Raw genomic sequence first — 25,649 nt, 5'->3', positions numbered from 1 at the left:
GCCGGTGTGTGCGCGGCGGCCGAAGCGGCGGCCGCAGCCGGTGCGTGCGGGGGTCAGCCCGCCAGGCAGGACGGGCCGAGCAGCACCTTCAGGTCGCCGAAGAGGGCCGGGTCGGCCTGCACCCGGTGCCGGTCGAGCCGGAGCACGGTCGTGGTCCGGGGGCCCTGGAGCTTGATCCGCACCTCGGTGTTGCCCTTGTGGTGCTTGAGGATCTCGCCGAGCCGGGTGACCATCGGCGGGGTCACCTTCACCGTCGGGATGGTGAGGATCACCGGCGCGTTGGTCCCGGCGTTCGACAGGTCGGGGACCATCAGCTCCATGGCGACGAGGCGGGGGATGTCCTCGCGCTTGTCGAGCCGCCCCTTGACGAAGACGACCGTGTCCTCGACGAGCTGGGTGGAGACCAGCTGGTAGGTGGCCGGGAAGAACATGCACTCGATGGAGCCGGCGAGGTCCTCGACGGTGGCGATGGCCCAGGCGTTGCCCTGCTTGGTCATCTTGCGCTGGAGGCCGGAGATGATGCCGCCGATGGTGACGACCGCGCCGTCGCCGTGCTCGCCGCCGGTGAGCTGGGAGATCGCCGCGTCCGTCTTGTCGGACAGGACGTGCTCGATGCCGAACAGCGGGTGGTCGGAGACGTAGAGGCCGAGCATCTCGCGCTCCTGGGCGAGCAGGTACGACTTCTCCCACTCGACGTCGGAGAACTCGACGTCCAGGCCGAAGCCGGGCTCGTCGCTCGCCTCGTCACCCATCCCGCCGAAGAGGTCGAACTGTCCCTCGGCCTCCTTGCGCTTGACCGCCACCACGTTGTCGATCATGGGTTCGTGGTGGGCGACCAGGCCCTTGCGGGTGTGGCCCATCTCGTCGAACGCGCCGGCCTTGATCAGCGACTCGACCGTCCGCTTGTTGCAGACGACGGCCTCGACCTTGTCGAGGAAGTCCGGGAAGGAGGAGTACTTCCCCTTCGCCTTGCGCGACTTGATGATCGACTCGACGACGTTGGTACCGACGTTGCGGACGGCGGAGAGGCCGAAGAGGATCACGTCGTCGCCCTGGGCGGCGAAGTTCGACTCGGACTCGTTCACGTTCGGCGGGAGCACCTTGATGCCCATGCGGCGGCACTCGTTCAGGTAGACCGCGGACTTGTCCTTGTCGTCCTTGACCGAGGTCAGCAGACCGGCCATGTACTCGGCCGGGTGGTTGGCCTTGAGGTAGGCGGTCCAGTAGGAGACCAGGCCGTACGCGGCCGAGTGCGCCTTGTTGAAGGCGTAGCCGGCGAAGGGGACCAGGACGTCCCAGAGGGCCTGGATGGCCTCGTCGCTGTAGCCGTTCTTCTTGGCGCCGGCCTGGAAGATGGTGAAGTTCTTCGCCAGCTCCTCGGGCTTCTTCTTGCCCATCACGCGGCGGAGGATGTCGGCCTCGCCGAGCGAGTACCCGGCGATGATCTGGGCGGCCTTCTGCACCTGCTCCTGGTACACGATCAGGCCGTAGGTGACCGCGAGCACCTCTTCGAGCGGCTTCTCCAGCTCGGGGTGGATCGGGGTGATCTCCTGCTGGCCGTTCTTGCGCAGCGCGTAGTTCGTGTGCGAGTTCATGCCCATCGGGCCCGGCCGGTACAGGGCGGACACGGCGGAGATGTCTTCGAAGTTGTCGGGCTTCATCAGCCGCAGCAGGGACCGCATGGGGCCGCCGTCGAACTGGAAGACGCCGAGGGTGTCACCGCGCTGGAGCAGTTCGAAGGTCTTGGGGTCGTCCAGCGGCAGGGCCAGGAGATCGATGTCGATCCCCTTGTTGGACTTCACCATCTTGACGGCGTCGTCCATGATCGTGAGGTTGCGCAGGCCGAGGAAGTCCATCTTCAGCAGGCCGAGCGACTCGCACTGCGGGTAGTCCCACTGCGTGATGGTGACGCCGTCGGTGTGCCGCACCCAGATCGGGGCGTGGTCGACGATCGGCTCGCTGGACATGATGACGCCGGCGGCGTGGACGCCCATCTGGCGGACCAGGCCCTCGACGCCGCGGGCGGTGTCGATGACCTTCTTCACGTCCGGCTCGTTCTCGTACATCGACCGGATCTCGCCCGCCTCGCTGTAGCGCGGGTGCGAGGGGTCGGTGATGCCGTTGAGGTCGATGCCCTTGCCGAGGACGTCGGCGGGCATGGCCTTGGTGAGCCGGTCACCCATGGCGTACGGGTAGCCGAGGACGCGCGCGGAGTCCTTGATGGCGTTCTTGGCCTTGATCTTGCCGTAGGTGCCGATCATGGCGACCTTGTCCGAGCCGTACTTCTCGGTGACGTACCGGATGACCTCGACGCGCCTGCGCTCGTCGAAGTCGATGTCGACGTCGGGCATCGAGATGCGCTCGGGGTTGAGGAAGCGCTCGAAGATCAGACCGTGCGGGATGGGGTCGAGGTCGGTGATGCCCATGGCGTACGCGACGATCGAGCCGGCCGCGGAGCCCCGGCCGGGGCCGACGGCGATGCCCTGCTTCTTCGCCCACATGATGAAGTCGGCGACGACGAGGAAGTAGCCCGGGAAGCCCATCGAGATGATGGTGTCCATCTCGTACTCGACCTGCTTCATGCGGTCGTCCGGGATGCCTCCGGGGAAGCGGCGGTGCATGCCGCGCATGGTCTCCTCGCGGAACCAGCTGACCTCGGTGTAGCCCTCCGGGATGTCGAACCTGGGCATCAGGTTCTTCTCGACGAACATGCCCTCGGTGCTGACCTGCTCCGCGACCAGGAGGGTGTTGCGGCAGCCCTCCTGCCAGGCGTCCGAGGAGTCCACGGCGTACATCTCGTCCGTGGACTTCAGGTAGTAGCCGGTGCCGTCGAACTTGAAGCGGTCCGGGTCGGAGAGGTTCTTGCCGGTCTGGATGCACAGCAGGGCGTCGTGGGCGCCGGCCTCGTGCGCGTACGTGTAGTGCGAGTCGTTGGTGACCAGCGGCGGGATGCCGAGCTTCTTGCCGATCTCCAGGAGCCCGTCGCGGACCCGGCGCTCGATCTCGATGCCGTGGTCCATCAGCTCCAGGAAGTACCGCTCCTTGCCGAAGATGTCCTGGTACTCGGAGGCCGACTTCAGGGCCTCGTCGAACTGGCCGAGGCGGAGCCGGGTCTGGAGCTCGCCGGAGGGGCAGCCGGTGGAGGCGATGAGCCCCTCCGACCACTGGGAGATCGTCTCCTTGTCCATCCGGGGCCACTTCTGCAGCCAGCCCTCGGCGTACGCGTCGGAGGAGAGCTTGAAGAGGTTGTGGAGTCCGGTGGCGTTCGCCGCCCAGATCGTCTTGTGGGTGTAACCGCCGGAACCGGAGACGTCGTCGCGCTTCTGGTGCGGCTGTCCCCACTGGATCTTCCGCTTGTTGCGCCGGGACTCGGGGGCCACGTACGCCTCGATGCCGATGATCGGCGTGACCCCCGCCTTCTTCGCCGAGTGGAAGAAGTCGTACGCCCCGTGCAGGTTGCCGTGGTCGGACATGGCGATGTGCGTCATGCCCATCTCGTTGCACGCGTTGAACATGTCCTTCAGCCGCGCGGCACCGTCCAGCAGCGAGTACTGGGTGTGGACGTGGAGGTGCGTGAAGGGCGGCTTGGTCACGGGGGGAGGCCTCCGACTGAATTTCTGGGGGGACAGCGTGGAAGTCTACGTCGGCCGACTGACAGAACGCGGGCACTCGCCGGTACCGTCGGGCGTTGGGAGAGCGGGAACACCTGTCCCATTTGTCATGAACAGCCTTGCAGCACGTCCGGTACCAGGAGGCACCTCGATGTCGGTCCCCCAGCCCACCGCGGCGGAGCGCGGTGAGCACATCCTCGCCGTCTTCGACACCGCCTTCGGCGAGCTCCTCGCCGCCGACCCCGCGGCCTTCCGCGTCAAGTTCCGGAAGATGGCCGGTTCCGCCTTCGCCTTCTACCGGGGCACGGCCTGCCTCTTCTACGCGGACCTGGAGCGGGAGGCCCACGGCGGCCCGTACCTGGACGAGCGCACCGGCCGGGTGTGGATCCACGGCGACCTGCACGCCGAGAACTTCGGCACGTACATGGACGCCAACGGCCGGCTGATCTTCAACGTCAACGACTTCGACGAGGCGTACGTCGGCCCCTTCACCTGGGACCTGAAGCGGCTCGCCGGCTCGCTCGCCCTGATCGGCTACGCCAAGGCGCTCAGCGACGGGCAGATCACCGAGCTGGTCCGGATCTACGCGGCCGGGTACCGGGAGCGCATCCACGCCCTCGCGACCGGTGCCAAGGGCGACGAGGTCCCCTCCTTCACCCTGGAGACCGCCGAGGGGGCGCTGCTCGGCTCGCTGCGCGAGGCGCGGGCGCTGACCCGCTTCGGGCTGCTCGACTCGATGACCGAGATCCGCGAGTACGAGCGCCGCTTCACGGCGGGCAGCGGCACGATCGAGCTGGACGCGGCCACCCGCTACAAGGTCCTCGCGGCCTTCGACGGCTATCTGGAGACCCTGCCGGAGTCCAGCCTGGCCCGTCCCGACTCGTACCGGGTCAAGGACGTCGTCGGGCGGCGCGGGATCGGCATCGGCTCGGCCGGCCTCCCCTCGTACAACGTCCTGCTGGAGGGCAACAGCGACGCCCTGGAGAACGACGTCGTGATCTACCTCAAGCAGGCGCAGACCCCGGCGGTCTCGCGGCACGTCACGGACGCGGCCGTGCGGGAGTACTTCCGGCACGAGGGCCACCGCACGGTGATCTCGCAGCGGGCGCTGCAGGCACACGCCGACCCGTGGCTGGGCTGGACGGAGCTGGACGGTGCCGGGCAGCTCGTCGCCGAGGTCTCGCCGTACGCGGTGGACCTGGACTGGTCGGACATCGACGACTGGGAGGAGATCGCGGCGACCGTCGCGGACCTGGGCCGGGCGACGGCGACCATGCACGCGGCGGCGGACGACTCCAGCGGCCACTCGCTGGTGCCGTTCTCGACGGAGCGGGCCATCGACGCGGCCATCGCGGCCGACGAGGAGGGCTTCGCCGAGCTCCTGGTGGACTTCGCGCACTCCTACGGCGCGCGGGCGCGGGCCGACCACCAGATCTTCGTGGACCTCTTCCGCAACGGCCGGATCCCCGGCCTGTAGGGATCCCGGCGGGCCGTCCACAGGAAGTCCTTAGGGACCTCTTACGGGCCCCCGTGACAGACTCGTCGACGATGGACATGGCAGGGACGCAGCTGAGGACGCTGCGGGCGGCGTTCTTCACGGCCCTGGTCGTGACGCTGTCCGTGGCGTCCCACGTGTTGCTCTCGGGCGTTCCGCTGCCGCTGGGGACCGTGGTCCCCGTGGCCGTCGCCGTCTTCGCCGTGGCGTACGCGCTGGCCGGCCGCGAGCGCGGCCTCGGCCCGATCGCCGGGCTCCTCGTCCCGCTGGAACTGGCGGCCGACACCCTCTTCACCAGCGGTCAGGCGGTCTGTTACGGCCCCGCCGGCGGCCCGGTCGCCGGTTCGCTGCGCGCGGTGGGGGTGGAGGTGTTCTGCGGCGGCGCCGTGGGGGCCCCGCTGCCCGGCGTGGTGACCCCCGGAGGTGGAAGCGCGGCGGCCCTGGTCGCCTCCCCGGATCCGGCGCTGCCCTGGCTGCTGCTCCTGGCGCACGTGGGCGTCGGGTTCGCGGCGGCGTGCTGGCTGCGCGGCGGGGAGCGTGCGCTGGCCCGGCTGGTCGGCGCGGTGGCGGCCTGCGCGTTCCGTCCGCTGCTGCTGGTGGCGGCCTTCTTCCGTGCGGGCGGTCCGGCGCCCCGGCGTGCCGGGCGGCCCGCGGGGCGGCAGGTGTCCTCCCGTACCCGGTTCCTCGTGCACTCCGTGGGGCGGCGGGGGCCGCCGAACCCGGGTCTCGCCCTCGTCTGAGCGCGTCCCGCGGTTCCCCCTGCCTTCCCCCTTTCACGGAGATCATCATGAGTGCACGCAACAGCCAGTCCAACAAGGCCGCCGCCCGCGAGCGGCTGCGCGTCGAGCGCGAGCGCCAGGCGAAGAAGGACCGGGCCCGCCGGCAGCTCGTCGTCGGCGTCTCGGCCCTGGCCGTCCTGGCCGCGGCCGGCGGCATCGGCTACGCGGTGGTGCAGTCCGGCAAGCCGTCCCACTGGGAGGCCGCGGCGGACGCGAAGAACGTCACGGCCCCGAAGAACACCTCGGGCACGAACGGCACGACGGTCGTCATCGGCAAGTCGTCCGCGAAGAAGACGCTGGAGCTGTACGAGGACTCGCGCTGCCCGGTCTGCGCGACCTTCGAGCAGTCGGTGGGCTCCACGGTCGAGAAGGACGTCGCGGCCGGCAAGTACAAGATCAAGTACGTCGGTGCCACCTTCATCGACGACGGCATCCCGGGCGAGGGCTCCAAGAACGCCCTCTCCGCGCTCGGCGCGGCCCTGGACGTCAGCCCCGAGGCCTTCCTGAAGTACAAGTCCGCGCTCTACTCGACGGACTTCCACCCGGAGGAGAAGGACGACAAGTTCGCCAAGGACTCCTACCTCCTGGAGGTGGCGGACTCCGTGCCGGCGCTCAAGGGCAACGCCGCCTTCAAGAAGAACGTGGAGGAGGGCACCTTCGACGCCTGGGCGATGAAGATGTCCGCGGCCTTCGACGCGAGCGGGGTGTCGGGCACCCCGACCCTGAAGATGGACGGCAAGCCGGTGACGGTGGCGGGCAGCGACAACCCGCCGATGACGCCGGCCGAGTTCGACACGGCGATCGCGGCGGCCCTCAAGGCCTGACGCCCCCTCACACCCCGCCTTCGCCCCCGCCCCTGCCTCCCCGGCCGGGGGCGGGGGCGGGGGCGTCTCCGGGGCGACGAGTCGGCGAACTTCCGGATTTCGCCTGCCCAACGGGCATACTCGTCAGTAATCTGACTGGCCGTGACCAGTCGTTTCATATCTCCTGCCCCCACCCGCCGCACGGTCGTCAAGGCCGCTGCCGTCACCGCCGTCGCGGCACCCGCCCTCCTCGGGGCGGCCTCCCCCGCCCTCGCGGCCCCCGGGGCACCCGCCTTCCTGCACGGCGTCGCCTCCGGCGACCCGCTGCCCGACGGCGTCCTGCTCTGGACGCGCGTCACCCCCTCCCCCGAGGCCGTGCCCGGATCGGGCCTCGGCCCGGACCTCCGGGTCGGCTGGGAACTCGCCGAGGACCGCGGCTTCGCCCGGGTCGTCGCCTCCGGTACGGCCACGGCGAGCGCCTCCTCCGACCACACCGTCAAGGCGGACGTCCGCGGCCTGCGCCCGGCCACCGCCTACTGGTTCCGCTTCACCGCGGGCGACGCCGTCTCGCCCGCCGCCCGCACCCGCACGGCACCGGCCGCCGACGCCGCCGCACCGGGCGTCCGCTTCGGCGTGGTCTCCTGCGCGAACTGGGAGGCCGGCCACTTCTCCGCCTACCGCCACCTCGCCGGCCGCGCCGACCTGGACGCGGTCCTCCATCTCGGCGACTACGTCTACGAGTACGCCAGCGGCGCCTACCCGGAGGCGAAGTACGTCGTCCGGCAGCACGAGCCGCGCCACGAGATCGTCTCGCTCGCCGACTACCGGACCCGGCACGGGAAGTACAAGACGGACCCCGACCTCCAGGCGCTGCACGCGGCCCACCCGGTGGTCGCCATCTGGGACGACCACGAGTTCGCCAACGACGCCTGGGCGGGCGGGGCCGAGAACCACACCCCCGGCGCCGAGGGCGAGTGGGCGGCCCGGGTGGCCGCCGCCAAGCAGGCGTACTTCGAGTGGATGCCGGTCCGCACCTCCACGGAGGGAACGGTCTTCCGGCGGCTGCGCTTCGGCAAGCTGGCCGATCTGCACCTGCTCGACCTGCGCTCGTTCCGCTCCGCGGCGGCGAAGACGGGCAGCGGCACGGTCGACGACCCGGAGCGGAGCATCACCGGCCGCGCCCAGCTGGACTGGCTGAAAGCCGGCCTGGCCGGTTCGGACGCGACCTGGCAGCTGGTCGGCACCTCGGTGATGATCTCGCCGGTCGCCTTCGGCGCCCTGCCCGCGTACCTCCTGGAGCCGCTGGCCGAGCTGATGGGCCTGCCCAAGGAGGGGCTCGCGGTCAACGTCGACCAGTGGGACGGCTACACCGACGACCGGAAGGAGCTGCTCGCGCACCTGACCTCACGAGGGATCCGCAACACGGTCTTCCTCACCGGCGACATCCACATGGCATGGGCCAACGACGTGCCGGTGAAGGCCGCGACGTACCCGGTGTCGGCCTCCGCCGCGACCGAGTTCGTGGTCACCTCGGTCACCTCGGACAACCTGGACGACCTGCTGCACGTGGCCCCGGGGACGCTCTCGGTGGTGGCCGCCGGCGCGGTCAAGGCCGCCAACCGCCATGTGAAGTGGGTGGACATGGACCACCACGGCTACGGGGTGCTGGACGTGACCGCCGAGCGCTCGCAGATGGACTACTACACGGTCTCCGACAAGACGGATCCGGCCGCCACGACGGCCTGGGCGCGGTCGTACCGGACGCTCACCGGAACGCAACGTGTCGAGCGGGTGTACCAGCCGGTTCGCTAGGCGACACCTCAACGGCGATTTTCAGCCATGATCTCTTGTGTTAACGGGAGATCACATCGCTACGGCGGGTGGCGAGTTTCGGAGATCGAATCCGGACACACCACCCGCCTCCGTCACCCCGCTCGTTACGTCGAGGTCTCAAACTCCGGAACGGGCAGAAGAATTTCTTCCCGATGACCCGAATTGCCCCTCGAATGATTGGGCTTGATCGCTCCTCTTCGGTGGCTGACATGGACGCGTAATCTCCCCGGCGTGGCGAGGAAGTACCTCCCCCACCACCCCCCCACGAGGAGTCACCGTGCGTGCTCTTGTCCGCATATCCCCGCGTATGACGCGTCGGATGCTCGGCACCGCCGTCATGGCCGGAACCCTGGCCCTGGCCCCGCTGTCCGCCCCGGTCGCCACCGGCGCCGCCACCACCCTGGCCGGCGCGTCCGCCGAGGAGTGCGAGGACGGCACGGCGACCCTGTCCGGCGCCCGCAAGGAGCGCGGCGCCGACAGCCACGCCGCCGAGCCGAACGAGGTCACGGCGTCCAAGGCCAAGGCCATGGACGACGACCTGAAGAAGAAGCTGGCCGCGGCCCGCTCCGAGGGCCGCCTCGGTGCCGCCGCCGACGCGGCCGCCGTGGTGAACATCCCCGTCTACTTCCACGTGATCCACTCGGGCACGACGGGCAAGCTTTCCGCCACCCAGATCCAGAACCAGCTGAACGTCCTGAACGCCGCCTACGCGGGCCAGGGCACCGGCAACGTGAACACCAACTTCCAGTTCACGCTGGCCGCGACCGACTACACGGACAACGCCACCTGGTACAACCTGACCTCCGGCTCCACCGCCGAGAAGCAGATGAAGCAGACCCTCCGCAAGGGCGGCGCCGGCGCGCTGAACTTCTACACCGCCAAGCTCGGCGGCGGCCTCCTGGGCTGGGCGACCTTCCCGTCCTCGTACAACTCCAACCCGTCCATGGACGGCGTCGTCGTCCTCGACTCCTCGCTCCCGGGCGGTTCGGCCGCGAACTACAACGAGGGCGACACCGCCACCCACGAGGTCGGCCACTGGATGGGGCTCTACCACACCTTCCAGGGCGGCTGCAACGGCAACGGCGACTACGTCGCCGACACCCCGGCCGAGAAGAGCCCGGCGTACGAGTGCCCGACCGGCCGTGACTCCTGCGCCTCCAAGGCGGGTGTGGACCCGATCCACAACTTCATGGACTACACCTACGACGCCTGCATGTACCAGTTCACCGCGGGCCAGGTGACCCGGATGACCGACGCCTGGACCGCGTACCGCGCGAGCTGACGCACCGTCCGGACACAGGTGTGGCCCCCGGGGATCCTCCCCGGGGGCCACACCCCTTTGCCCACGCCCTACAGGCTCTTCAGGAAGTCCAGCGCCACCGACCACGTCCGGTCGGCCGCCTCCTCGTCCCAGTCGGGCAGCTCCGGGTCCGTGTACACGTGCCCCGCGCCCCGGTAGCGGTAGATCTCCACGTCCGCCCCGGCCTTGCGCATCTGCAGGTACCACGAGGACAGCCAGTCGTCCGTCTCGAACGGGTCGGGCTCGGCCACGTGCAGCTGTACGGGCAGCTCGTCCACCGACGCCGACTCCGCGAGGTCCGAGGTGCCGTGGAACAGCAGCAGCCCGCGCGCCTTCTCGTCCCCGAGCGCCAGCGTCTGGGCGATCGAGGCCCCGAGGGAGAGGCCCATGTAGACCAGGCCCCGCTCGGAGTAGGGCGCGGCGGCCAGGACCGCCCGCTTCAACAGCTCGTCCTTGCCGATCTCGTCCCGGAGCGCCACGCCCTCCTCGACGGTCCCCACCGTCCGGCCGTCGTAGAGGTCGGGCGTCCAGACCTGGTGGCCGGCGGCCCGCAGCCGCTCGGCGGCCGCCTCGACGGAGGGGGTCAGCCCGTAGGCCGAGTGGAAGAGCATGATGTCCATGCGCCCCATCCTGCCACCCGGCCCACGGGCCACCGCTCAGCGCATGCTGCGCACGTCGAGCTGCCGCAGCACCCGGTCCACCACCTCGGGATCGGCACCGGGCTCGCTGCGCGCCGAGAGGACCTCGTGCCGGGCGGCCGACATCAGCTCCCGCTGGATCCGCTGCACCGCCTTGAGCCGGTCCACGCGCGCCGCGTAGGCGGCCCGCCGCTCCTCGTCGACCATGTCCGGACTGATCCGGGCCCCGATGTCGTACGCCCCGCGCAGCAACCGCTCCTGGACCTCCTCCGGCAGCTCCTCGACCTCCTCGATCTCCTTCAGCCGGCGCCTGGCCGCCTTCGCGGCCCGGATCGCGAGGTCGCGTTCGAGGGCCCGCTCGGCGTCCGTGTCGGCCCGCACGCCGAGCCACCTGACCAGCGAGGGCAGGGTCAGTCCCTGGAAGACGAGGGTGGCGATGATCACACAGAAGGCGATGAAGACGATCTCGTCCCGGCCGGGGAAGGGCTCGCCGTCGTGGGTGCGCAGCGGGATGGCGAGGGCCAGGGCCACCGACGCCACCCCGCGCATCCCCGCCCACCACATGACGACGGTCTCCCGCCAGCTCATCGGGATCTCCTCGTCGATGTCCCTGCGGGTGTGCAGCTTCTTCGCCAGCCAGGTGGCGGGCAGCAGCCAGAGGAGCCGGACCCCGACGACCACGCCGACCACGGCGGCGCCCCAGCCGAGCATCTCCGAGCCGCGGCCCTCGGCCACCCCGAAGACGTGGATGAGTTCCAGGCCGATGAGGCCGAACGCGATGCCGGTGACCAGCGTGTCGACGATCTGCCAGAAGGTCTGCCCGGCGAGCCGGCCCATGACGTCGTCGGCGTCGGCCGCGTGCTCGGCCAGGAAGAGCGCGGTGAGCAGCACGGCCAGCACACCGGAGCCGTGCAGCTCCTCGGCGAGGACGTAGCTCACGAAGGGGACGAGGAGGGTGAGGCCGGTCTGCAGCGTGACGTCGCCGAGGAGGCCGATCAGCTTGTTGCAGAGCCAGCCGAGGGCCAGGCCGACGACCACGGCGACCACGGCGGACAGCACGAACTCGGCGAGCGCCTCGGGCCAGGAGAAGGAGCCGCTGACGACCGCGGCGATGGCCACGTGGTACAGCACGATCGCGGTGACGTCGTTGAAGAGCCCCTCGCCCTCCAGGATCGACACCAGTCGGCGGGGCAGCCCGAGCGAGCCGGCTACGGCGGTCGCGGCGACCGGGTCGGGTGGGGCGACGAGGGCGCCGAGCGCGATGGCGGCGGCCAGCGGCAGACCGGGCACGAGCACGTGCGCGACCGCGCCGACGGCGGCCGTGGTGACGAAGACGAGGGCGACCGCGAGCAGGAAGATCGGGCGCCTGTTGGCCGCGAACTGCCGCCAGGAGGTCCGCTGCACGGAGGCGTAGAGGAGCGGTGGCAGCACCAGCGGGAGGATGAACTCCGGCGGGACCTCGACGTTCGGCACGAACGGCAGGAGGGCCAGCGCGATCCCGACGAGCGTCATCAGCACCGGCGCCGGCAGACCGAGCCGGTCGCCGAGGGGCACGGTCAGCAGGGCGCCGAGCAGCAGCATGAACAGCAGGGCCAATTGATCCACGGGCCCACCCTGCCACGTACGTCCGTTTTGGCAGCGAATGCCCCCTGTGTGCCGCCCGGCGCCCGGGAGGGGGCAGGCGTCGCACAGGGGGAGAAGCGCCTGGGCCGCCCTGCCCTGCGGGCAGACGGCGCTATTCTCCGGACAGGACCTGGAGGGCCTTGCGCATGGCCCGGTGCGGCATGCCCGCGTCCGGGAACTCGGGGCCGTACGCCGTGTAGCCGAGCCGCTCGTAGAAGCCCAGCGCCTGGGTCTGCGCGTGCAGGTCGACGGCGGTCAGACCCCGCTCGCGGGCCACGTCCTCGACGGCCCGCACGAGCGCCGCGCCGACCCCGAGGCCGCGGGCCGCCTTCGCGACCGCGAGCCGGCCGAGGGAGCCCACCGAGGCGTCCCCGCCGGTCCTGCCGACGGCGTCGGCCCCGTGCAGCAGCCGCCCGGTGCCCAGCGGCATCCCGTCCGCGCGCACGGCCAGGACGTGCACCGCGGTGGCGTCGTACGTGTCGTACTCCAGCTCCTGCGGTACGCCCTGCTCCTCGACGAACACCTCGCGGCGGACCGCGAAGCACGCCTCGCGGTCGCCCGGCTCCGCCGCCTCGCGGACCGCGTACGCAGCCGTCACTGGCTCTCCGCCGCGATCCGGTCCAGCGCCCGCTGCAGGTCCTCGGGGTACGTGCTGGCGAACTCGACCCACGAGCCGTCCCCCGGGTGCTCGAAACCGAGCCGGACCGCGTGCAGCCACTGCCGGGTCAGGCCGAGGCGCTTGGCCAGCGTCGGGTCGGCGCCGTAGGTGAGGTCGCCGACGCAGGGGTGGCGGTGGGCGGACATGTGCACCCGGATCTGGTGGGTGCGGCCCGTCTCCAGCTTGATGTCGAGCAGCGAGGCCGAGCGGTACGCCTCGATGAGGTCGTAGTGCGTGACGGAGGGCTTGCCCTCGGCGGTGACCGCCCACTTGTAGTCGTGGTTCGGGTGCCGGCCGATCGGGGCGTCGATGGTGCCGCTCATCGGGTCGGGGTGGCCCTGGACCAGCGCGTTGTAGCGCTTGTCGACCGTGCGCTCCTTGAACTGGCGCTTGAGCGAGGTGTACGCGTACTCCGACTTCGCGACCACCATCAGGCCGGAGGTGCCGACGTCCAGGCGGTGCACGATGCCCTGGCGCTCGGCGGCGCCGGAGGTGGAGATGCGGTACCCGGCGGCGGCGAGGCCGCCGATGACCGTGGTGCCGGTCCAGCCGGGGCTGGGGTGCGCGGCGACCCCGACCGGCTTCATGATCACGACGATGTCGTCGTCGTCGTGGACGATCTCCATGCCCTCGACGGGCTCCGCCACGATCTGCACGGGCGCGGCCGTGCCGGGCATCTCGACCTCGAGCCACGCGCCACCGCTGACCCGCTCGGACTTGCCGACGACGGAGCCGTCGACCTGGACCTTCCCTGCGGCGGCCAGCTCGGCCGCCTTCGTACGGGAGAACCCGAACATACGGGCGATGGCGGCGTCGACGCGCTCGCCCTCCAGGCCATCGGGAACGGGCAGCGTGCGGATCTCGGGACTCGTACTCACCCGTCGAGTATGCCTTGTGCGGAAGACACTCCGTCTTCCGCACCGGACAGGGCCCCGGCTCTCAGTCCTTGTGGACCGTGCCGTCGGGGTCCAGGCCCCGGAACGACAGCAGGACGATGAGGATGCCGCCGCAGACGATCGCCGAGTCGGCGAGGTTGAAGACGGCGAAGTGCGCCGGGGCGATGAAGTCGACGACCGCGCCCTCGAAGACGCCCGGCGAGCGGAAGATCCGGTCCGTGAGGTTGCCGAGCGCGCCGCCGAGCAGCAGGCCGAGCGCGATCGCCCACGGCAGGCTGTAGAGCTTCCTGGCCAGCCGGATGATCACGACGATCACGGCGACCGCGATGCAGGTGAAGATGATCGTGAAGGCCTCGCCCATGCCGAACGCGGCACCCGGGTTCCGGATGGCGTCGAGCCGCAGCAGGTCCCCGATCAGGTCGATCGGCTCGTGACCCTCCAGCTTGGCGACCACCAGCATCTTGCTGCCGAGGTCCAGGAGGTAGGCCAGCAGGGCCACCACGAACAGCGCGACGATCCGGCGCCTGCCCCGCGGCCGCTCCTCGGGAGCGGCCGTCCCGTCGGAGGCCGCCGTCCCCTCGGAGGCGGCCTTGTCGTCGGAGGCGGCCGTCTCGTCGGCCCCTGCTGAATCCGGCGTACCGATGATGCGCTCCGCCTCTGCCACGTGAGTGAGTCCCTCGACCTCGATGCCTGACCGTGCACCGAGGGTACGGCACAGGCGTGCGAGACCGTCAGCCGAGATCGTCAGCCGCGCCGCTCCTGCCGCTGCTTGTCCTCGACGCAGAGCGTGGCCCGCGGGAAGGCCTGCATCCTCGCCTTGCCGATGGGCTTGCCGCACACCTCGCAGAGGCCGTACGTGCCCGCGTCGAGCCGCTCCAGGGCGTGCTCGGTCTGCTCCAGCATCTCCCGCGCGTTGGCCGCCAGGGCGAGCTCGTGCTCCCGGGTGATGTTCTTGGTGCCCGTGTCGGCCTGGTCGTCCCCGGCGCCGTCGCCCGAGTCCCGCATGAGCCCGGTGAGCTCCTCCTGGGAGTGGACGAGCTCGCTGCGGAGCCGCAGCACCTCGGCCTGGAGCGAGCTGCGGGCCTCGTCGACCTCCTCCGGCGTCCAGGGGTCCTCGCCGGGACGCACCGCGAGTTCCCCGGTGCGGGCCGGGGGCACCGCGGCCTCACTGCCGGCGGTCGTGGCGCCGCCCGCGGTCTTCTTCGCTGCCACCGTCCTGGCTCCTGTCTGCTGCTTCGCGGCGGGCGCCTTCCTGGCCGCCGCCTTCTTCGCCACGGCCTTCCCGGCGGGCGTCTTCCCCGCGGGGGCCTCGCCGTCCGGGGCCGCGGTCTCGCGGGCGGGGGCCGCCGCGTCCGTCCCGTCGACGGCCGTCTTCCCGGTGGCCGCCTTCCTCGTGACCGCCTTCTTCGTGACGGCCTTCCCGGCAGCCGTCCTCGTCGCGACCGTCGACTTCTTGCCGGTCACGTCCTTGGCGACCTCGGCCGAACCGTCGGAACCGGCGGTCGAGGTCCTCTTCGCGGCGGTCTTCTTCGCCACCATGTCGCGGCCCCTTCACATTTTGTGATCTTGCTCGCGAATCGTGCTGGGACGATAAATCGGCCCAAGGCCCGCGGCAACGGGGCACGCCGCCGTTCCCACCCGCCCCCGCTCCCCGCAGGGCGGGCCTGCCTCCGTTGTGCCCAGCTCCCCGCCGGGTTATCCGTCCCGCCCTCCCCCACATGGCCGCACGCCAAGTCCGGGCCGCCCCGTATGGCCATTCGGGTCACGCGGAAACGGGTCTGCCGCCCCGCCGCGGGGCCCGTACACTGGGCCCAGCGAAAGGCTTGGATGGGGACGAGTAGCGTCGCAAGCAGCCATGAGCGACCCGGGGACGGTGAGAGCCCGGGGGCGAGCCCGATGTGAAGCATCACCCCGGAGCCGTCGGAAGAAAGCCGCGGGACAGCGCGGTGACTAGACCCGGCGTCGCGACCCAATGAGAGGGCTCAGGGCGTCCGCCCGGGGCCAAGGAGGGTGGTACCGCGGGAGCCGGGCTCTCGTCCCTCCGACGGAACGACGACTTTCCGCCGGAGGAACTCGATGACACCGCCGCAGTACCGCCAGGTGCCCGCCCAGGTCGACCTGCCCGCCCTCGAGCACGACGTGCTCGACTTCTGGCAGGACAACAAGGTCTTCGCCAAGACCCTGGAGCAGTCCGAGGGACGCCCCGAATGGGTGTTCTACGAAGGCCCGCCGACCGCCAACGGCATGCCCGGCGCCCACCACATCGAGGCCCGCGTCTTCAAGGACGTCTTCCCCCGCTTCCGCACCATGCGCGGCTACCACGTGGCCCGCAAGGCCGGCTGGGACTGCCACGGCCTGCCGGTCGAGCTCGCCGTCGAGAAGGAGCTCGGCTTCTCCGGCAAGAAGGACATCGAGGAATACGGCATCGCGGAGTTCAACGCGAAGTGCCGCGAGTCGGTGACCCGCCACACCGACGCGTTCGCCGACCTCACCACCCGCATGGGCTACTGGGTCGACCTGGACGACGCGTACCGGACCATGGACCCCTCGTACATCGAGTCGGTCTGGTGGTCGCTGAAGCAGATCTTCGACAAGGACCTCCTCGTCCAGGACCACCGGGTCGCCCCCTGGTGCCCGCGCTGCGGCACCGGCCTCTCCGACCACGAGCTGGCCCAGGGCTACGAGACGGTCGTCGACCCCTCCGTCTACGTCCGCTTCCCGCTGACCTCCGGCCCCCTGGCCGGCAAGGCGGCGCTCCTCGTCTGGACGACGACCCCCTGGACCCTGGTGTCCAACACGGCCGTCGCCGCCCACCCCGAGGTCACCTACATCGTCGCCACCGACGGCGACGAGCGGGTCGTCGTCGCCCAGCCGCTGGTCGAGAAGGCCCTCGGCGAGGGCTGGGTCACCACCGGCGAGTCCTTCACCGGCGCCGAGATGGAGCGCTGGACCTACCAGCGCCCCTTCGAGCTGGTCGACTTCCCGGCCGAGGCGCACTACGTCGTCAACGCCGAGTACGTCACCACCGAGGACGGCACCGGCCTCGTCCACCAGTCCCCCGCCTTCGGTGAGGACGACCTCAAGGTCTGCAAGGCGTACGGCCTGCCGGTCGTGAACCCGGTCCGCCCCGACGGCACCTTCGAGGAGGACGTCCCGCTGGTCGGCGGCGTCTTCTTCAAGAAGGCCGACGAGGCCCTCACCGCCGACCTGGACGCGCGCGGCCTGCTCTTCCGCCACATCCCGTACGAGCACAGCTACCCGCACTGCTGGCGCTGCCACACGGCCCTGCTCTACTACGCGCAGCCGTCCTGGTACATCCGTACGACCGCGGTCAAGGACCGCATGCTCCAGGAGAACGAGAAGACCAACTGGTTCCCGGACTCGGTCAAGCACGGCCGCTTCGGCGACTGGCTGACCAACAACGTCGACTGGGCGCTCTCCCGGAACCGCTACTGGGGCACCCCGCTGCCGATCTGGCGCTGCGAGGAGGGCCACCTCACCTGCGTCGGCTCCCGCGCCGAGCTGACCGAGCTGACCGGCACCGACCAGTCCGAGCTCGACCCGCACCGCCCGTACATCGACGCGGTGACCTTCACCTGCCCGGCCGACGGCTGCGCACGGGAGGCCACCCGCGTTCCGGAGGTCATCGACGCCTGGTACGACTCGGGCTCGATGCCGTTCGCGCAGTACGGATACCCGTACCGGAACAAGGAGCTGTTCGAGAGCCGCTACCCGGCGCAGTTCATCTCCGAGGCCATCGACCAGACCCGCGGCTGGTTCTACACGCTGATGGCCGTCGGCACGCTCGTCTTCGACAAGTCCTCGTACGAGAACGTGGTCTGCCTCGGCCACATCCTCGCCGAGGACGGCCGCAAGATGTCCAAGCACCTGGGCAACATCCTGCAGCCGATCCCCCTCATGGACCAGCACGGCGCCGACGCGGTCCGCTGGTTCATGGCGGCCGGCGGCTCGCCCTGGGCGGCCCGCCGCGTCGGCCACGGCACCATCCAGGAAGTCGTCCGCAAAACCCTCCTGACGTACTGGAACACCGTCGCCTTCCAGGCGCTGTACGCCCGCACCTCCGGCTGGGCGCCGTCCGCCGCGGACCCGGCCCCCGCCGACCGCTCCGTCCTCGACAAGTGGCTCCTCTCCGAGCTCCACACCCTGGTCGTCGAGGCCACCGAGGCGATGGAGTCGTACGACACCCAGCGGACCGGCAAGCTCCTCTCCGCCTTCGTCGACGACCTCTCCAACTGGTACGTGCGCCGCTCCCGCCGCCGCTTCTGGCAGGGCGACGCGGCCGCGCTCCGCACCCTCCACGACGTCATCGAGACGGTCACCCGCCTCATGGCCCCGCTGACCCCGTTCATCACGGAGCGGGTCTGGCAGGACCTGGTGGTCCCGGTGACCGCCGACGCGCCCGAGTCCGTCCACCTCGCCACCTGGCCCGAGGCCGACACCGGCCTGATCGACCCGACCCTGTCCGAGCAGATGCTGCTCGTCCGCCGGCTGGTCGAGCTCGGCCGGGCGACGCGCGCCGAATCGGGCGTCAAGACCCGCCAGCCGCTCTCCCGCGCACTGGTGGCGGCAACGGGCTTCGCGGCCCTCTCGCCGGCGCTCCAGGCCCAGATCACGGAGGAGCTGAACGTCTCCTCCCTCGCCTCCCTCTCCGAGGTCGGCGGCTCCCTCGTCGACACCACCGCCAAGGCGAACTTCCGCGCCCTCGGCAAGCGCTTCGGCAAGGGCGTCCAGGACGTGGCCAAGGCCGTGGCGGCCGCGGACGCGGCGGCGCTCTCCCTGGCCCTCCGCTCCGGCGAGGCGACCCTCTCGGTGAACGGCGAGGACATCACCGTCACCCCCGAGGAGATCATCATCACGGAGACCCCCCGCGAAGGCTGGTCGGTCGCCTCCGACGCCGGCGCGACGGTCGCCCTCGACCTGGAGATCACCCCGGAGCTGCGCCAGGCGGGCCTCGCCCGTGACGCGATCCGCCTCATCCAGGAGGCCCGCAAGAACAGCGGCCTCGACGTCGCCGACCGCATCGCCCTCCGGTGGACCTCCGCCTCCCCCGAGACCGTCGAGGCGCTCACCACCCACGCCGGGCTCATCGCGGACGAGGTCCTCGCCACGGACCACGCGCAGGGCGAGGCCGACGACTCCTACGGGGCCCCCTTCGAGGACGACTCCCTCGCCCTCGTCTTCCGCCTCCGCAAGTCCTGACCCACCCCCTCCCCAAAGGGCCCGGCCTCCCCAAGGCCGGGCCCTTCGCACTCCCCCGCCCGAGCAGGCGCCAGAAGGCCGACCCCACCCCCGTTACGGCCAACCCTCCCACCGGAGCGGCCCCCACCCCCGCTCCCGCCACCCTCGTTGCGGGCCCCCGTCCACTGGGGCGGTACCCGCCCGCCCCGGCCCACCCCCGGGGCCGGGGCCTGGCCCACTCCGTTGTGGGCAATGGTTCCGCCGGGGCCGCGCCCACACGAAGGTGGGCCAGGGTGGGCGCGTGCCCACGCGGCGGGTGGACCGGGCTGGCGCGCGGGCCCACACGGGGGTGGGCCGGCACGGAGAGCGGTCCGGCGCGGCGGGCGGGTGGCCCGGCACAGGGCGGCCCCAGCCCCTGCAGGGGGCCTCGGGCTCGGGCACGGGCGGCCCGGCACCCGCGGCGTACGTCAAGGGGCCGAGCACGGCGGAGGAAGGCCTCGGGCGCGGGCTCGGGCTCGGGTGGCCCAGCACCCGGCGTACGTCAAGGGTGCCGACGTACGGCAAGGGCCCGGCGTACGCCAAGGGGCCGGGTACGCCAAGGGCCCGGCGCATGGCGAGGGGACCGGGTACGGCGAAGGGCCGGTTCCTGGGGGGAAACCCGGGAACCGGCCCTTGCAGCCTGCCGACGGCTACGCGCTCGTCGCGCGACCCCGCGCCGTCAGTTGTCGTCCTCGTCGATGAGGAAGCCGCGCATCGGCGCCGGCGCCTGCTGCATCGGCTGCGGTGCCTGCGGACGGACCGGAGCCATCGGCTGGGTCATCGCCGGGGACATCTGCTGCTGACCGCCGTAGGAGGGGGCGCCGCCCATGGACGGAGCACCACCCATCCCGCCGTTGCCGCCGTAGGACGGGGCTCCCGCGCCCGCCGAGGCCATGGACGGGGCCGGCGGCAGGGAGGCCGTCGCCGGGGTGCGCGGCGGGGCCAGCGAGTCGTCGGCCTGGGTCTCCAGCTGACGCAGCTGCGACTCCAGGTACGACTTCAGGCGCGTACGGTACTCACGCTCGAAGCCGCGCAGGTCCTCGACCTTGCGCTCCAGCGTGGCGCGCGCGGACTCCAGGGAGCCCATGGCCACGCGGTGCTTCTCCTGGGCGTCCCGCTCGAGGGCGTCCGCCTTGGCGCGGGCGTCCCGCTCCAGGCCCTCGGCGCGGGAGCGCGCCTCGCCGACGATCTTGTTGGCCTCGGAGCGGGCCTCGGCGATCGCCTGGTCGGCGGTCTGCTGGGCCAGCGAGAGGACGCGCGCGGCGCTGTCGCCACCGGGGCCCTGCTGCGGCTGCTGCTGCATCTGCGGCTGCATCTGCTGCTGCGGGTGACCCATCGGGCCGCCCTGCATCGGGCCGGGGCCCATGGGGCCGCCCTGCATGGGGCCACCCTGCATCGGGCCGCCCTGCATGGGGCCACCCTGCATCGGGCCGCCCTGCATGGGGCCACCCTGCATCGGGCCAGGGGGAAGCGCCGGGGCACCGGAGGGCAGCTGCGGCGGGCCCATCTGGGGCGGCTGCTGCTGGACCGGCGGACCGGATATGGCCGCGGGCACGGGCGCGCCGGGACGATCCTGCGGCTCCGGCGGCTTGCGCATGCCCTGCTGCTGCTGGTTCTGCGCGGCGGCACGCGTCGCGGCGGCCAGCTTGGCGCGCAGGTCCTCGTTCTCGCGGAGCAGGCGGGTCAGTTCGGCTTCGACCTCGTCGAGGAAGGCATCGACCTCGTCCTCGTCATAGCCTTCTCGAAGGCGGACGGTCGTGAACTGCTTGTTCCGCACGTCCTCGGGGGTCAGCGGCATCTCTTCTTCACCTCTACGTAGTCGTCGGCAGTCGGCAAGACCGTATCGTCCACACTCACCTCGCGAAGCTGCTCACGATGGAGATCAGGATGTAGACGATGATCATCAGAACGAAGAAGGACAGGTCGAGTGCCACGCCCCCGAGACGCAGCGGCGGGATGAGTCGCCGCAGAAGCTTGAGCGGTGGATCGGTGACAGTGTAGGTGGCCTCGAGAACGACCACCATCGCCTTACCGGGTTGCCATGAACGGGCGAACTGGAAGACGTAGTCCATGACCAGCCGGACGATCAGGAGGACGAGGAAGCACATCAGCACGATGTAGACCACTTGTAGTGCGACGCCCATCCCGCGTTTCCCTCTCCCCTGGCTTGCGTGCTCTCGCTCGGCCGACCGCGCTTCGCGACCGGTCCGTCCGGTTCTGTTGTTCTCAGCTCTGGTTGAAGAATCCGCCCTCTGCGATCCGGGCCTTGTCCTCCGCCGTGACATCGACGTTAGCAGGCGACAACAGGAACACCTTCTGCGTCACGCGCTCAATGCTGCCATGGAGCCCGAAGACGAGTCCGGCGGCAAAGTCGACAAGTCGCTTCGCGTCCGTGTCGTCCATCTCCGTGAGGTTCATGATCACGGGGGTGCCCTCGCGGAAGTGTTCCCCGATGGTACGGGCCTCGTTGTACGTCCGGGGGTGCAGCGTGGTGATGCGGTAGGGCTCCCGCTCGGACACGACCTTGGGCATGATCACCGGTGCGTTCTTCTCCAGGCTCGGACGTTCGGGTGTGATGGATGCCACGGGGGCAATTCGGGCCGGACGTCCACTTTCGGCGAGTACCGGGACGGAATGGGCGACCGGCTCCCGCTGCGCGGGGGGCGCCACGACACGCACCGGCTCCTCGCGCTCCACCTGACGCGGGGGGGTGTGGCGCCGGTCGCGCTCGGGCTCCGGCTCCAGCTCGGGTTCGAAGTCGTCGTCGGGGTCGAAACCCCGGCCGTCGTACCCATCGTCCTCCACGAGGCCGAGGTAGACCGCCATCTTGCGCATCGCGCCGGCCATTCTCTGAGTCCTCCGCTCTGTGGTGGATCGGCCTTGTCACCAAGTGCCGGCGATCCACGGGGCACCCCGCCATTCTGCGGAATGACCATATTTTCTGCTGTGGTCCGACTTGCTTCGCGACGTTACCCGAGCTTCGGGCGGACGCCGAGCACCGCCGTACCGACGCGTACGTGTGTCGCCCCGGCCGCGACGGCCTCCTCGAGGTCCGCGCTCATCCCTGCCGACACCATGTTCGCAGCCGGACGGGTCGCGCGCAGGGCAGTCGACAAATCCATGAGGCGGTCGAAAGCGGCGCGTCGCCGTCCCGCGTACGGGCCGGCGAGCGGGGCGACGGTCATCAGCCCGCCGAGCCGCAGCCCGGGCGCGGCGTCCACCGCGGCCGCCAACTCCTCGATCCCGTCGGGCGAGACGCCGCCGCGGTCGCCCCGCTCACCGGACTCGGCGTCGAGCGCGACCTGGAGCAGGCAGCCGAGCTCGCGCCCCTCCTTCTCCGCGGCCGCGGAGAGGGCGGAAACGAGCTTCAAGCGGTCGACGGACTGCACCACATCGGCATAACCCACCACGGATCTGACCTTATTGGTCTGCAACTGGCCCACGAAGTGCCAGGTCAGGTCGAGGTCGGCACACGCGGCCGCCTTCGGGGCGGCGTCCTGGTCCCGGTTCTCGGCGACGTTCCGCACGCCGAGGCCGTGGAGGATCCTCACGTCGCTCGCGGGATAGGTCTTGGTGACCACGACGAGGGTCACCTCCTCCCGCGCGCGCCCGGCGGCGGCGCAGGCGGCGGCGATCCGCGCCTCCACCCGGGCCAGGTTCTCGGCGAGTTCCGACGTGCGGTCCGTCATCAGTTCTTTCCTGCCGGGGATCCGGGGGTCGTCCCGGGGGTGGATACGGCGTCCAACCAGACATATCCCGCGAGTCGCCCCGTGGTGCGGTCACGGCGGTACGAGTAGTGGTCACCGGATTCCCGGGTGCAGACCGGGCTGGCCTGCCGGTCGGTGACGCCGAGCCGTTCGAGCTGGGCGTGGACCCCGGCGACGACGTCGACGGCCGGGGTTCCCCAGCTCGTCTCGGCCCAGGCCGCGGGTTCGGTCTCCGCCACCTCGGCCCGCATGGCCTCCGGGACCTCGTAGCAGCGCCCGCAGACGGCGGGACCGGTGCGGGCGACGATACGGGCCGCATCGGCGCCCAGAACGATCATGGCGGCGACCGCGGCCGGGACGACTCCCGCCACCATCCCGGGACGCCCGGCGTGGGCGGCGGCCGCGACTCCCGCGACCGGGTCGGCGAGGAGGACGGGCACGCAGTCCGCGGTGAGGACGGCGAGCCCGAGTCCCGGCCGGGAGGTGACGAGCGCGTCGACCGCCGGGACGTCGGCGGTGCCCCACGGCCCGTCGACCCGGGCGACGTCCGCGCCGTGCACCTGGTTCATCCAGACCACCCGCGCCGGGTCGAGCCCGAGGGCGCCGGCGGCGAGCGCCCGGTTGGTCCGTACCGCTTCGGGGTCGTCCCCCACCGCTCCGCCGAGGTTGAGCTCCTCGTACGGAACGGCGCTCACCCCGCCCCACCGGTCGGTGAAGGCGAAGTGCGCGCCGTTCGCGTCGGAGCGATGCCCTATCACTTCAGGAAGTCCGGGACGTCCAGCTCCTCGGCCTGGCTGTCCGCGTAGGGACGGGCCGGCGGGACGACCGGCTGGGCCGGCGTCAGCGGGACCTCGTTGACGACCGGGGCGGGCTCGACCGGGGCGGCGACGGGCTCCTCGCGGGGGGCCACGGTGCCGAGGCCGCCGAGCGGACGGGAGGTCTCGACGTGGCGGGGGGCCGGGGCCGGCTCCTCGCGCTTGGCCGAGACCGAGCCGATGATGTTGTCCCGGCGGGCCGGCGGCTGGCCGCCGTCGAAGCCGGCCGCGATGACGGTGACGCGGACCTCGTCGCCCAGGGCGTCGTCGATGACGGCGCCGAAGATGATGTTGGCCTCGGGGTGGGCCGCCTCGCTGACCAGCTGCGCGGCCTCGTTGATCTCGAAGAGACCGAGGTCGCTGCCGCCGGAGATGGAGAGCAGCACGCCGCGGGCGCCGTCGATGGAGGCCTCCAGGAGCGGCGAGGAGATCGCCATCTCCGCGGCGGCCACCGCGCGGTCGTCGCCACGGGCGGAGCCGATGCCCATGAGGGCCGAACCGGCCTCGGACATGACCGACTTGACGTCGGCGAAGTCGAGGTTGATGAGACCCGGGGTGGTGATGAGGTCGGTGATGCCCTGGACACCGCTCAGCAGCACCTGGTCGGCCGACTTGAACGCGTCGAGCACGGAGACCTGGCGGTCCGAGATCGAGAGCAGTCGGTCGTTCGGGATGACGATGAGGGTGTCGACCTCTTCGCGGAGCTCGGCGATGCCGTCCTCCGCCTGGTTGGCGCGACGGCGGCCCTCGAAGGTGAACGGCCTGGTGACCACGCCGATCGTCAGGGCGCCGAGCGAGCGTGCGATGTTGGCGACGACGGGCGCGCCGCCGGTGCCGGTGCCGCCGCCTTCGCCGGCGGTGACGAAGACCATGTCGGCCCCCTTGAGGACCTCCTCGATCTCCTCACGGTGGTCCTCTGCCGCCTTGCGACCGACGGCCGGGTTGGCCCCGGCCCCCAGGCCGCGGGTGAGTTCACGGCCGACGTCGAGCTTGACGTCGGCGTCGCTCATCAACAGCGCTTGCGCGTCGGTGTTGATCGCGATGAACTCGACGCCCTTGAGACCGACCTCGATCATTCGGTTGATGGCATTGACACCACCGCCGCCGACACCGATGACCTTGATGACTGCGAGGTAGTTCTGCGGTGCTGCCACGTCGAAGGCCTCTCGCCTCGAGTTACGTGTCGTCGCCGCGCGTTGGTCGCGCCGCTCCGACGGATGCCGATTGGGACGGTCCGAAACGCCGACCCGAACCCTAACGTTGAAGTTTAGGGTTACTAGTGTCGCTGTTCGCTGGACTCCTCCGAACAGGACACTAAGTCGACAAGTGGCGCACGTTCAACGAACACGCCGAACCTCCCGTTTTTCTTTTCACCCTATGTGATCACCCGTAGCGCTGGCCAACCAGGGTGCTGGCCAGCGGTGATGGGCGTCAACTTCCGGACGAGGCGGGCGCCGTGGGGGCACTTACGTCGAAGTGCCCCGCTTTGGGTGCCGCCTTCATCAGAGCGGTCAGCACCCGGGCCTTCACCGGACCGTGTTCGGCGCTGCCCCAGAACACCGTGCGCCCCCTGGTCAGCTCCAGAGTGACGGAATCGTACGAAGTGACGCGCACGACACGAGCCTCCCGGGCGATTTCCGCCGGGAGTTCACCCCGGACGCGGACCGCCTCGCGGAGCAGCCGGTCCGCGCCGAAGCGGCGCAGGCTCGGGGAGGCGGCGCTGTCCAGGACGAGCCGGGGGACGCCGCGCGGGGCGGTGTCGACGGTGGCGAACCGCATGCCGGTCCTGTCCACTTCGATGAACTTTCCGCCCTTTTCGATCAGCAGGACAGGCTGCCGTTCCGTCACTTTCAGCCCGATTCCGTGCGGCCAGGACCGGACGACGTCGATCGACTCGATCCGGGGGAAAGCGGCCCCGAGTCGGGCCTCGATCGCGTCGGTGTCGACGGTGGCGAGCGGGGCTCCGAGGGGTACGGCGGCGGCGGTCTCGACCTCGCTCGCGGTCAGGACCCGGGTGCCGGAAGTCTTCACACGTTCCACACGGAACCAGCTTGATCCGTAGAGCGCCCAGACCCCGCCGACGACGAGCGCGACCACGCCGAGCGCGACGAGCAGCAACCGGGGGGCGGGTACCCGGAACCGAGGGTTCCGGGTACCCGTGCCGGACGACCGCTCCGACGACCCCTTCGACTTGCTGGCGCCGCTCTTCTCCGCGGTCGTCGGTCCGGCTGCCACCTGGCGCTCCTGCCTCTC

The 25,649-nt window shown here is 71.0% G+C and carries 20 protein-coding genes; 6 read left to right on the top strand and 14 right to left on the bottom strand.

The genetic code is table 11. The features are described 5' to 3' along the window. Window positions 1–53 precede the first annotated feature (53 nt). Window positions 54–3,593, bottom strand: a complete 3,540-nt coding sequence (gene dnaE, locus ACIQFX_RS13770) for a DNA polymerase III subunit alpha (RefSeq protein WP_402462112.1) — start codon at window positions 3,591–3,593, stop codon at window positions 54–56. 169 nt (window positions 3,594–3,762) lie between these two features. On the opposite strand from dnaE, the gene ACIQFX_RS13765 reads away from it, so the two are divergent. The 5 genes from ACIQFX_RS13765 to ACIQFX_RS13745 all read left to right on the top strand — a co-directional run bounded on the left by ACIQFX_RS13765 (window position 3,763) and on the right by ACIQFX_RS13745 (window position 9,803). Next, window positions 3,763–5,088, top strand: a complete 1,326-nt coding sequence (locus ACIQFX_RS13765) for a DUF2252 domain-containing protein (RefSeq protein ID WP_402462109.1) — start codon at window positions 3,763–3,765, stop codon at window positions 5,086–5,088. A gap of 71 nt (window positions 5,089–5,159) precedes the next feature. Beyond that, window positions 5,160–5,846, top strand: a complete 687-nt coding sequence (locus ACIQFX_RS13760; RefSeq protein WP_402462106.1) for a hypothetical protein — start codon at window positions 5,160–5,162, stop codon at window positions 5,844–5,846. Between the two features lie 47 nt (window positions 5,847–5,893). Continuing rightward, window positions 5,894–6,709 carry a DsbA family protein gene (locus ACIQFX_RS13755; protein ID WP_402462103.1) on the top strand — a complete coding sequence of 272 codons (816 nt, stop codon included), beginning with the start codon at window positions 5,894–5,896 and terminating at the stop codon, window positions 6,707–6,709. Between the two features lie 141 nt (window positions 6,710–6,850). Then, complete coding sequence (locus tag ACIQFX_RS13750; RefSeq protein ID WP_402462100.1) at window positions 6,851–8,500, top strand: alkaline phosphatase D family protein; 1,650 nt, start codon at window positions 6,851–6,853, stop codon at window positions 8,498–8,500. A gap of 328 nt (window positions 8,501–8,828) precedes the next feature. After that, complete coding sequence (locus ACIQFX_RS13745) at window positions 8,829–9,803, top strand: zinc metalloprotease (protein WP_402462097.1); 975 nt, start codon at window positions 8,829–8,831, stop codon at window positions 9,801–9,803. 68 nt (window positions 9,804–9,871) lie between these two features. Here ACIQFX_RS13745 and ACIQFX_RS13740 read toward each other — a convergent pair whose 3' ends face one another. From ACIQFX_RS13740 to ACIQFX_RS13715, 6 genes are all read right to left on the bottom strand, one after another. Beyond that, a complete protein-coding gene (locus ACIQFX_RS13740; RefSeq protein WP_362556593.1) occupies window positions 9,872–10,441 on the bottom strand; it encodes a dienelactone hydrolase family protein in 570 nt (189 codons plus the stop codon). A gap of 36 nt (window positions 10,442–10,477) precedes the next feature. Beyond that, entirely contained in the window at window positions 10,478–12,064 is a 1,587-nt protein-coding gene (locus ACIQFX_RS13735) for a Na+/H+ antiporter (RefSeq protein WP_402462092.1), read from the bottom strand. A gap of 130 nt (window positions 12,065–12,194) precedes the next feature. Continuing rightward, window positions 12,195–12,680 (bottom strand): GNAT family N-acetyltransferase, encoded by a 486-nt coding sequence (locus ACIQFX_RS13730; RefSeq protein ID WP_402462090.1) that lies wholly within the window; start codon window positions 12,678–12,680, stop codon window positions 12,195–12,197. Then, complete coding sequence (locus ACIQFX_RS13725; protein WP_402462087.1) at window positions 12,677–13,618, bottom strand: RluA family pseudouridine synthase; 942 nt, start codon at window positions 13,616–13,618, stop codon at window positions 12,677–12,679. The genes ACIQFX_RS13730 and ACIQFX_RS13725 overlap by 4 nt, the downstream gene beginning before the upstream one ends. 61 nt (window positions 13,619–13,679) lie before the next feature. Further along, a complete protein-coding gene (lspA, locus tag ACIQFX_RS13720; RefSeq protein WP_402462084.1) occupies window positions 13,680–14,300 on the bottom strand; it encodes a signal peptidase II in 621 nt (206 codons plus the stop codon). 80 nt (window positions 14,301–14,380) lie between these two features. Continuing rightward, the gene (locus tag ACIQFX_RS13715) at window positions 14,381–15,175 is read right to left on the bottom strand and encodes a TraR/DksA family transcriptional regulator (protein WP_402462081.1); all 795 of its coding nucleotides are present in this window, start codon (window positions 15,173–15,175) and stop codon (window positions 14,381–14,383) included. A gap of 537 nt (window positions 15,176–15,712) precedes the next feature. Here ACIQFX_RS13715 and ileS point away from each other — a divergent pair. Then, window positions 15,713–18,856 (top strand): isoleucine--tRNA ligase, encoded by a 3,144-nt coding sequence (gene ileS / locus ACIQFX_RS13710; RefSeq protein WP_402462078.1) that lies wholly within the window; start codon window positions 15,713–15,715, stop codon window positions 18,854–18,856. A 697-nt stretch (window positions 18,857–19,553) separates the two neighbouring features. On the opposite strand, the gene ACIQFX_RS13705 is transcribed toward ileS, so the two are convergent. From ACIQFX_RS13705 to ACIQFX_RS13675, 7 genes are all read right to left on the bottom strand, one after another. After that, window positions 19,554–20,672 (bottom strand): DivIVA domain-containing protein, encoded by a 1,119-nt coding sequence (locus ACIQFX_RS13705; RefSeq protein ID WP_402462076.1) that lies wholly within the window; start codon window positions 20,670–20,672, stop codon window positions 19,554–19,556. A 55-nt stretch (window positions 20,673–20,727) separates the two neighbouring features. Continuing rightward, window positions 20,728–21,018: a YggT family protein gene (locus tag ACIQFX_RS13700; protein WP_017238790.1), complete on the bottom strand. Its 291-nt coding sequence runs from the start codon at window positions 21,016–21,018 to the stop codon at window positions 20,728–20,730. Window positions 21,019–21,100: 82 nt separating this feature from the next. Continuing rightward, window positions 21,101–21,721, bottom strand: coding sequence for a cell division protein SepF (locus ACIQFX_RS13695; RefSeq protein ID WP_017238791.1), 621 nt, complete (start codon window positions 21,719–21,721; stop codon window positions 21,101–21,103). A gap of 122 nt (window positions 21,722–21,843) precedes the next feature. Continuing rightward, the gene (locus ACIQFX_RS13690) at window positions 21,844–22,563 is read right to left on the bottom strand and encodes a YggS family pyridoxal phosphate-dependent enzyme (protein ID WP_402462073.1); all 720 of its coding nucleotides are present in this window, start codon (window positions 22,561–22,563) and stop codon (window positions 21,844–21,846) included. Continuing rightward, entirely contained in the window at window positions 22,563–23,339 is a 777-nt protein-coding gene (gene pgeF, locus ACIQFX_RS13685; protein WP_402462071.1) for a peptidoglycan editing factor PgeF, read from the bottom strand. The genes ACIQFX_RS13690 and pgeF overlap by 1 nt, the downstream gene beginning before the upstream one ends. Next, window positions 23,336–24,550 carry a cell division protein FtsZ gene (ftsZ, locus tag ACIQFX_RS13680; protein ID WP_402462069.1) on the bottom strand — a complete coding sequence of 405 codons (1,215 nt, stop codon included), beginning with the start codon at window positions 24,548–24,550 and terminating at the stop codon, window positions 23,336–23,338. The genes pgeF and ftsZ overlap by 4 nt, the downstream gene beginning before the upstream one ends. A 277-nt stretch (window positions 24,551–24,827) precedes the next feature. Continuing rightward, entirely contained in the window at window positions 24,828–25,631 is an 804-nt protein-coding gene (locus tag ACIQFX_RS13675) for a cell division protein FtsQ/DivIB (protein WP_402462066.1), read from the bottom strand. Window positions 25,632–25,649 lie beyond the last annotated feature (18 nt).

It is taken from the genome of Streptomyces sp. NPDC093089 (genome assembly GCF_044754405.1).
Taxonomy (GTDB): Bacteria; Actinomycetota; Actinomycetes; order Streptomycetales; family Streptomycetaceae; genus Streptomyces.
This window is presented reverse-complemented; position numbering and strand designations above follow the sequence as displayed.

Coding starts and splice junctions, on each gene's coding strand:
- ACIQFX_RS13765 (WP_402462109.1), top strand. CDS start 3,763: ATGTCGGTCCCCCAGCCCACCGCGGCGGAGCGCGGTGAGCACATCCTC.
- ACIQFX_RS13760 (WP_402462106.1), top strand. CDS start 5,160: ATGGACATGGCAGGGACGCAGCTGAGGACGCTGCGGGCGGCGTTCTTC.
- ACIQFX_RS13755 (WP_402462103.1), top strand. CDS start 5,894: ATGAGTGCACGCAACAGCCAGTCCAACAAGGCCGCCGCCCGCGAGCGG.
- ACIQFX_RS13745 (WP_402462097.1), top strand. CDS start 8,829: ATGACGCGTCGGATGCTCGGCACCGCCGTCATGGCCGGAACCCTGGCC.
- ACIQFX_RS13740 (WP_362556593.1), bottom strand. CDS start 10,441: ATGGACATCATGCTCTTCCACTCGGCCTACGGGCTGACCCCCTCCGTC.
- ACIQFX_RS13715 (WP_402462081.1), bottom strand. CDS start 15,175: ATGGTGGCGAAGAAGACCGCCGCGAAGAGGACCTCGACCGCCGGTTCC.
- ileS (WP_402462078.1), top strand. CDS start 15,713: ATGACACCGCCGCAGTACCGCCAGGTGCCCGCCCAGGTCGACCTGCCC.
- ACIQFX_RS13705 (WP_402462076.1), bottom strand. CDS start 20,672: ATGCCGCTGACCCCCGAGGACGTGCGGAACAAGCAGTTCACGACCGTC.
- ACIQFX_RS13700 (WP_017238790.1), bottom strand. CDS start 21,018: ATGGGCGTCGCACTACAAGTGGTCTACATCGTGCTGATGTGCTTCCTC.
- ACIQFX_RS13695 (WP_017238791.1), bottom strand. CDS start 21,721: ATGGCCGGCGCGATGCGCAAGATGGCGGTCTACCTCGGCCTCGTGGAG.
- ACIQFX_RS13690 (WP_402462073.1), bottom strand. CDS start 22,563: ATGACGGACCGCACGTCGGAACTCGCCGAGAACCTGGCCCGGGTGGAG.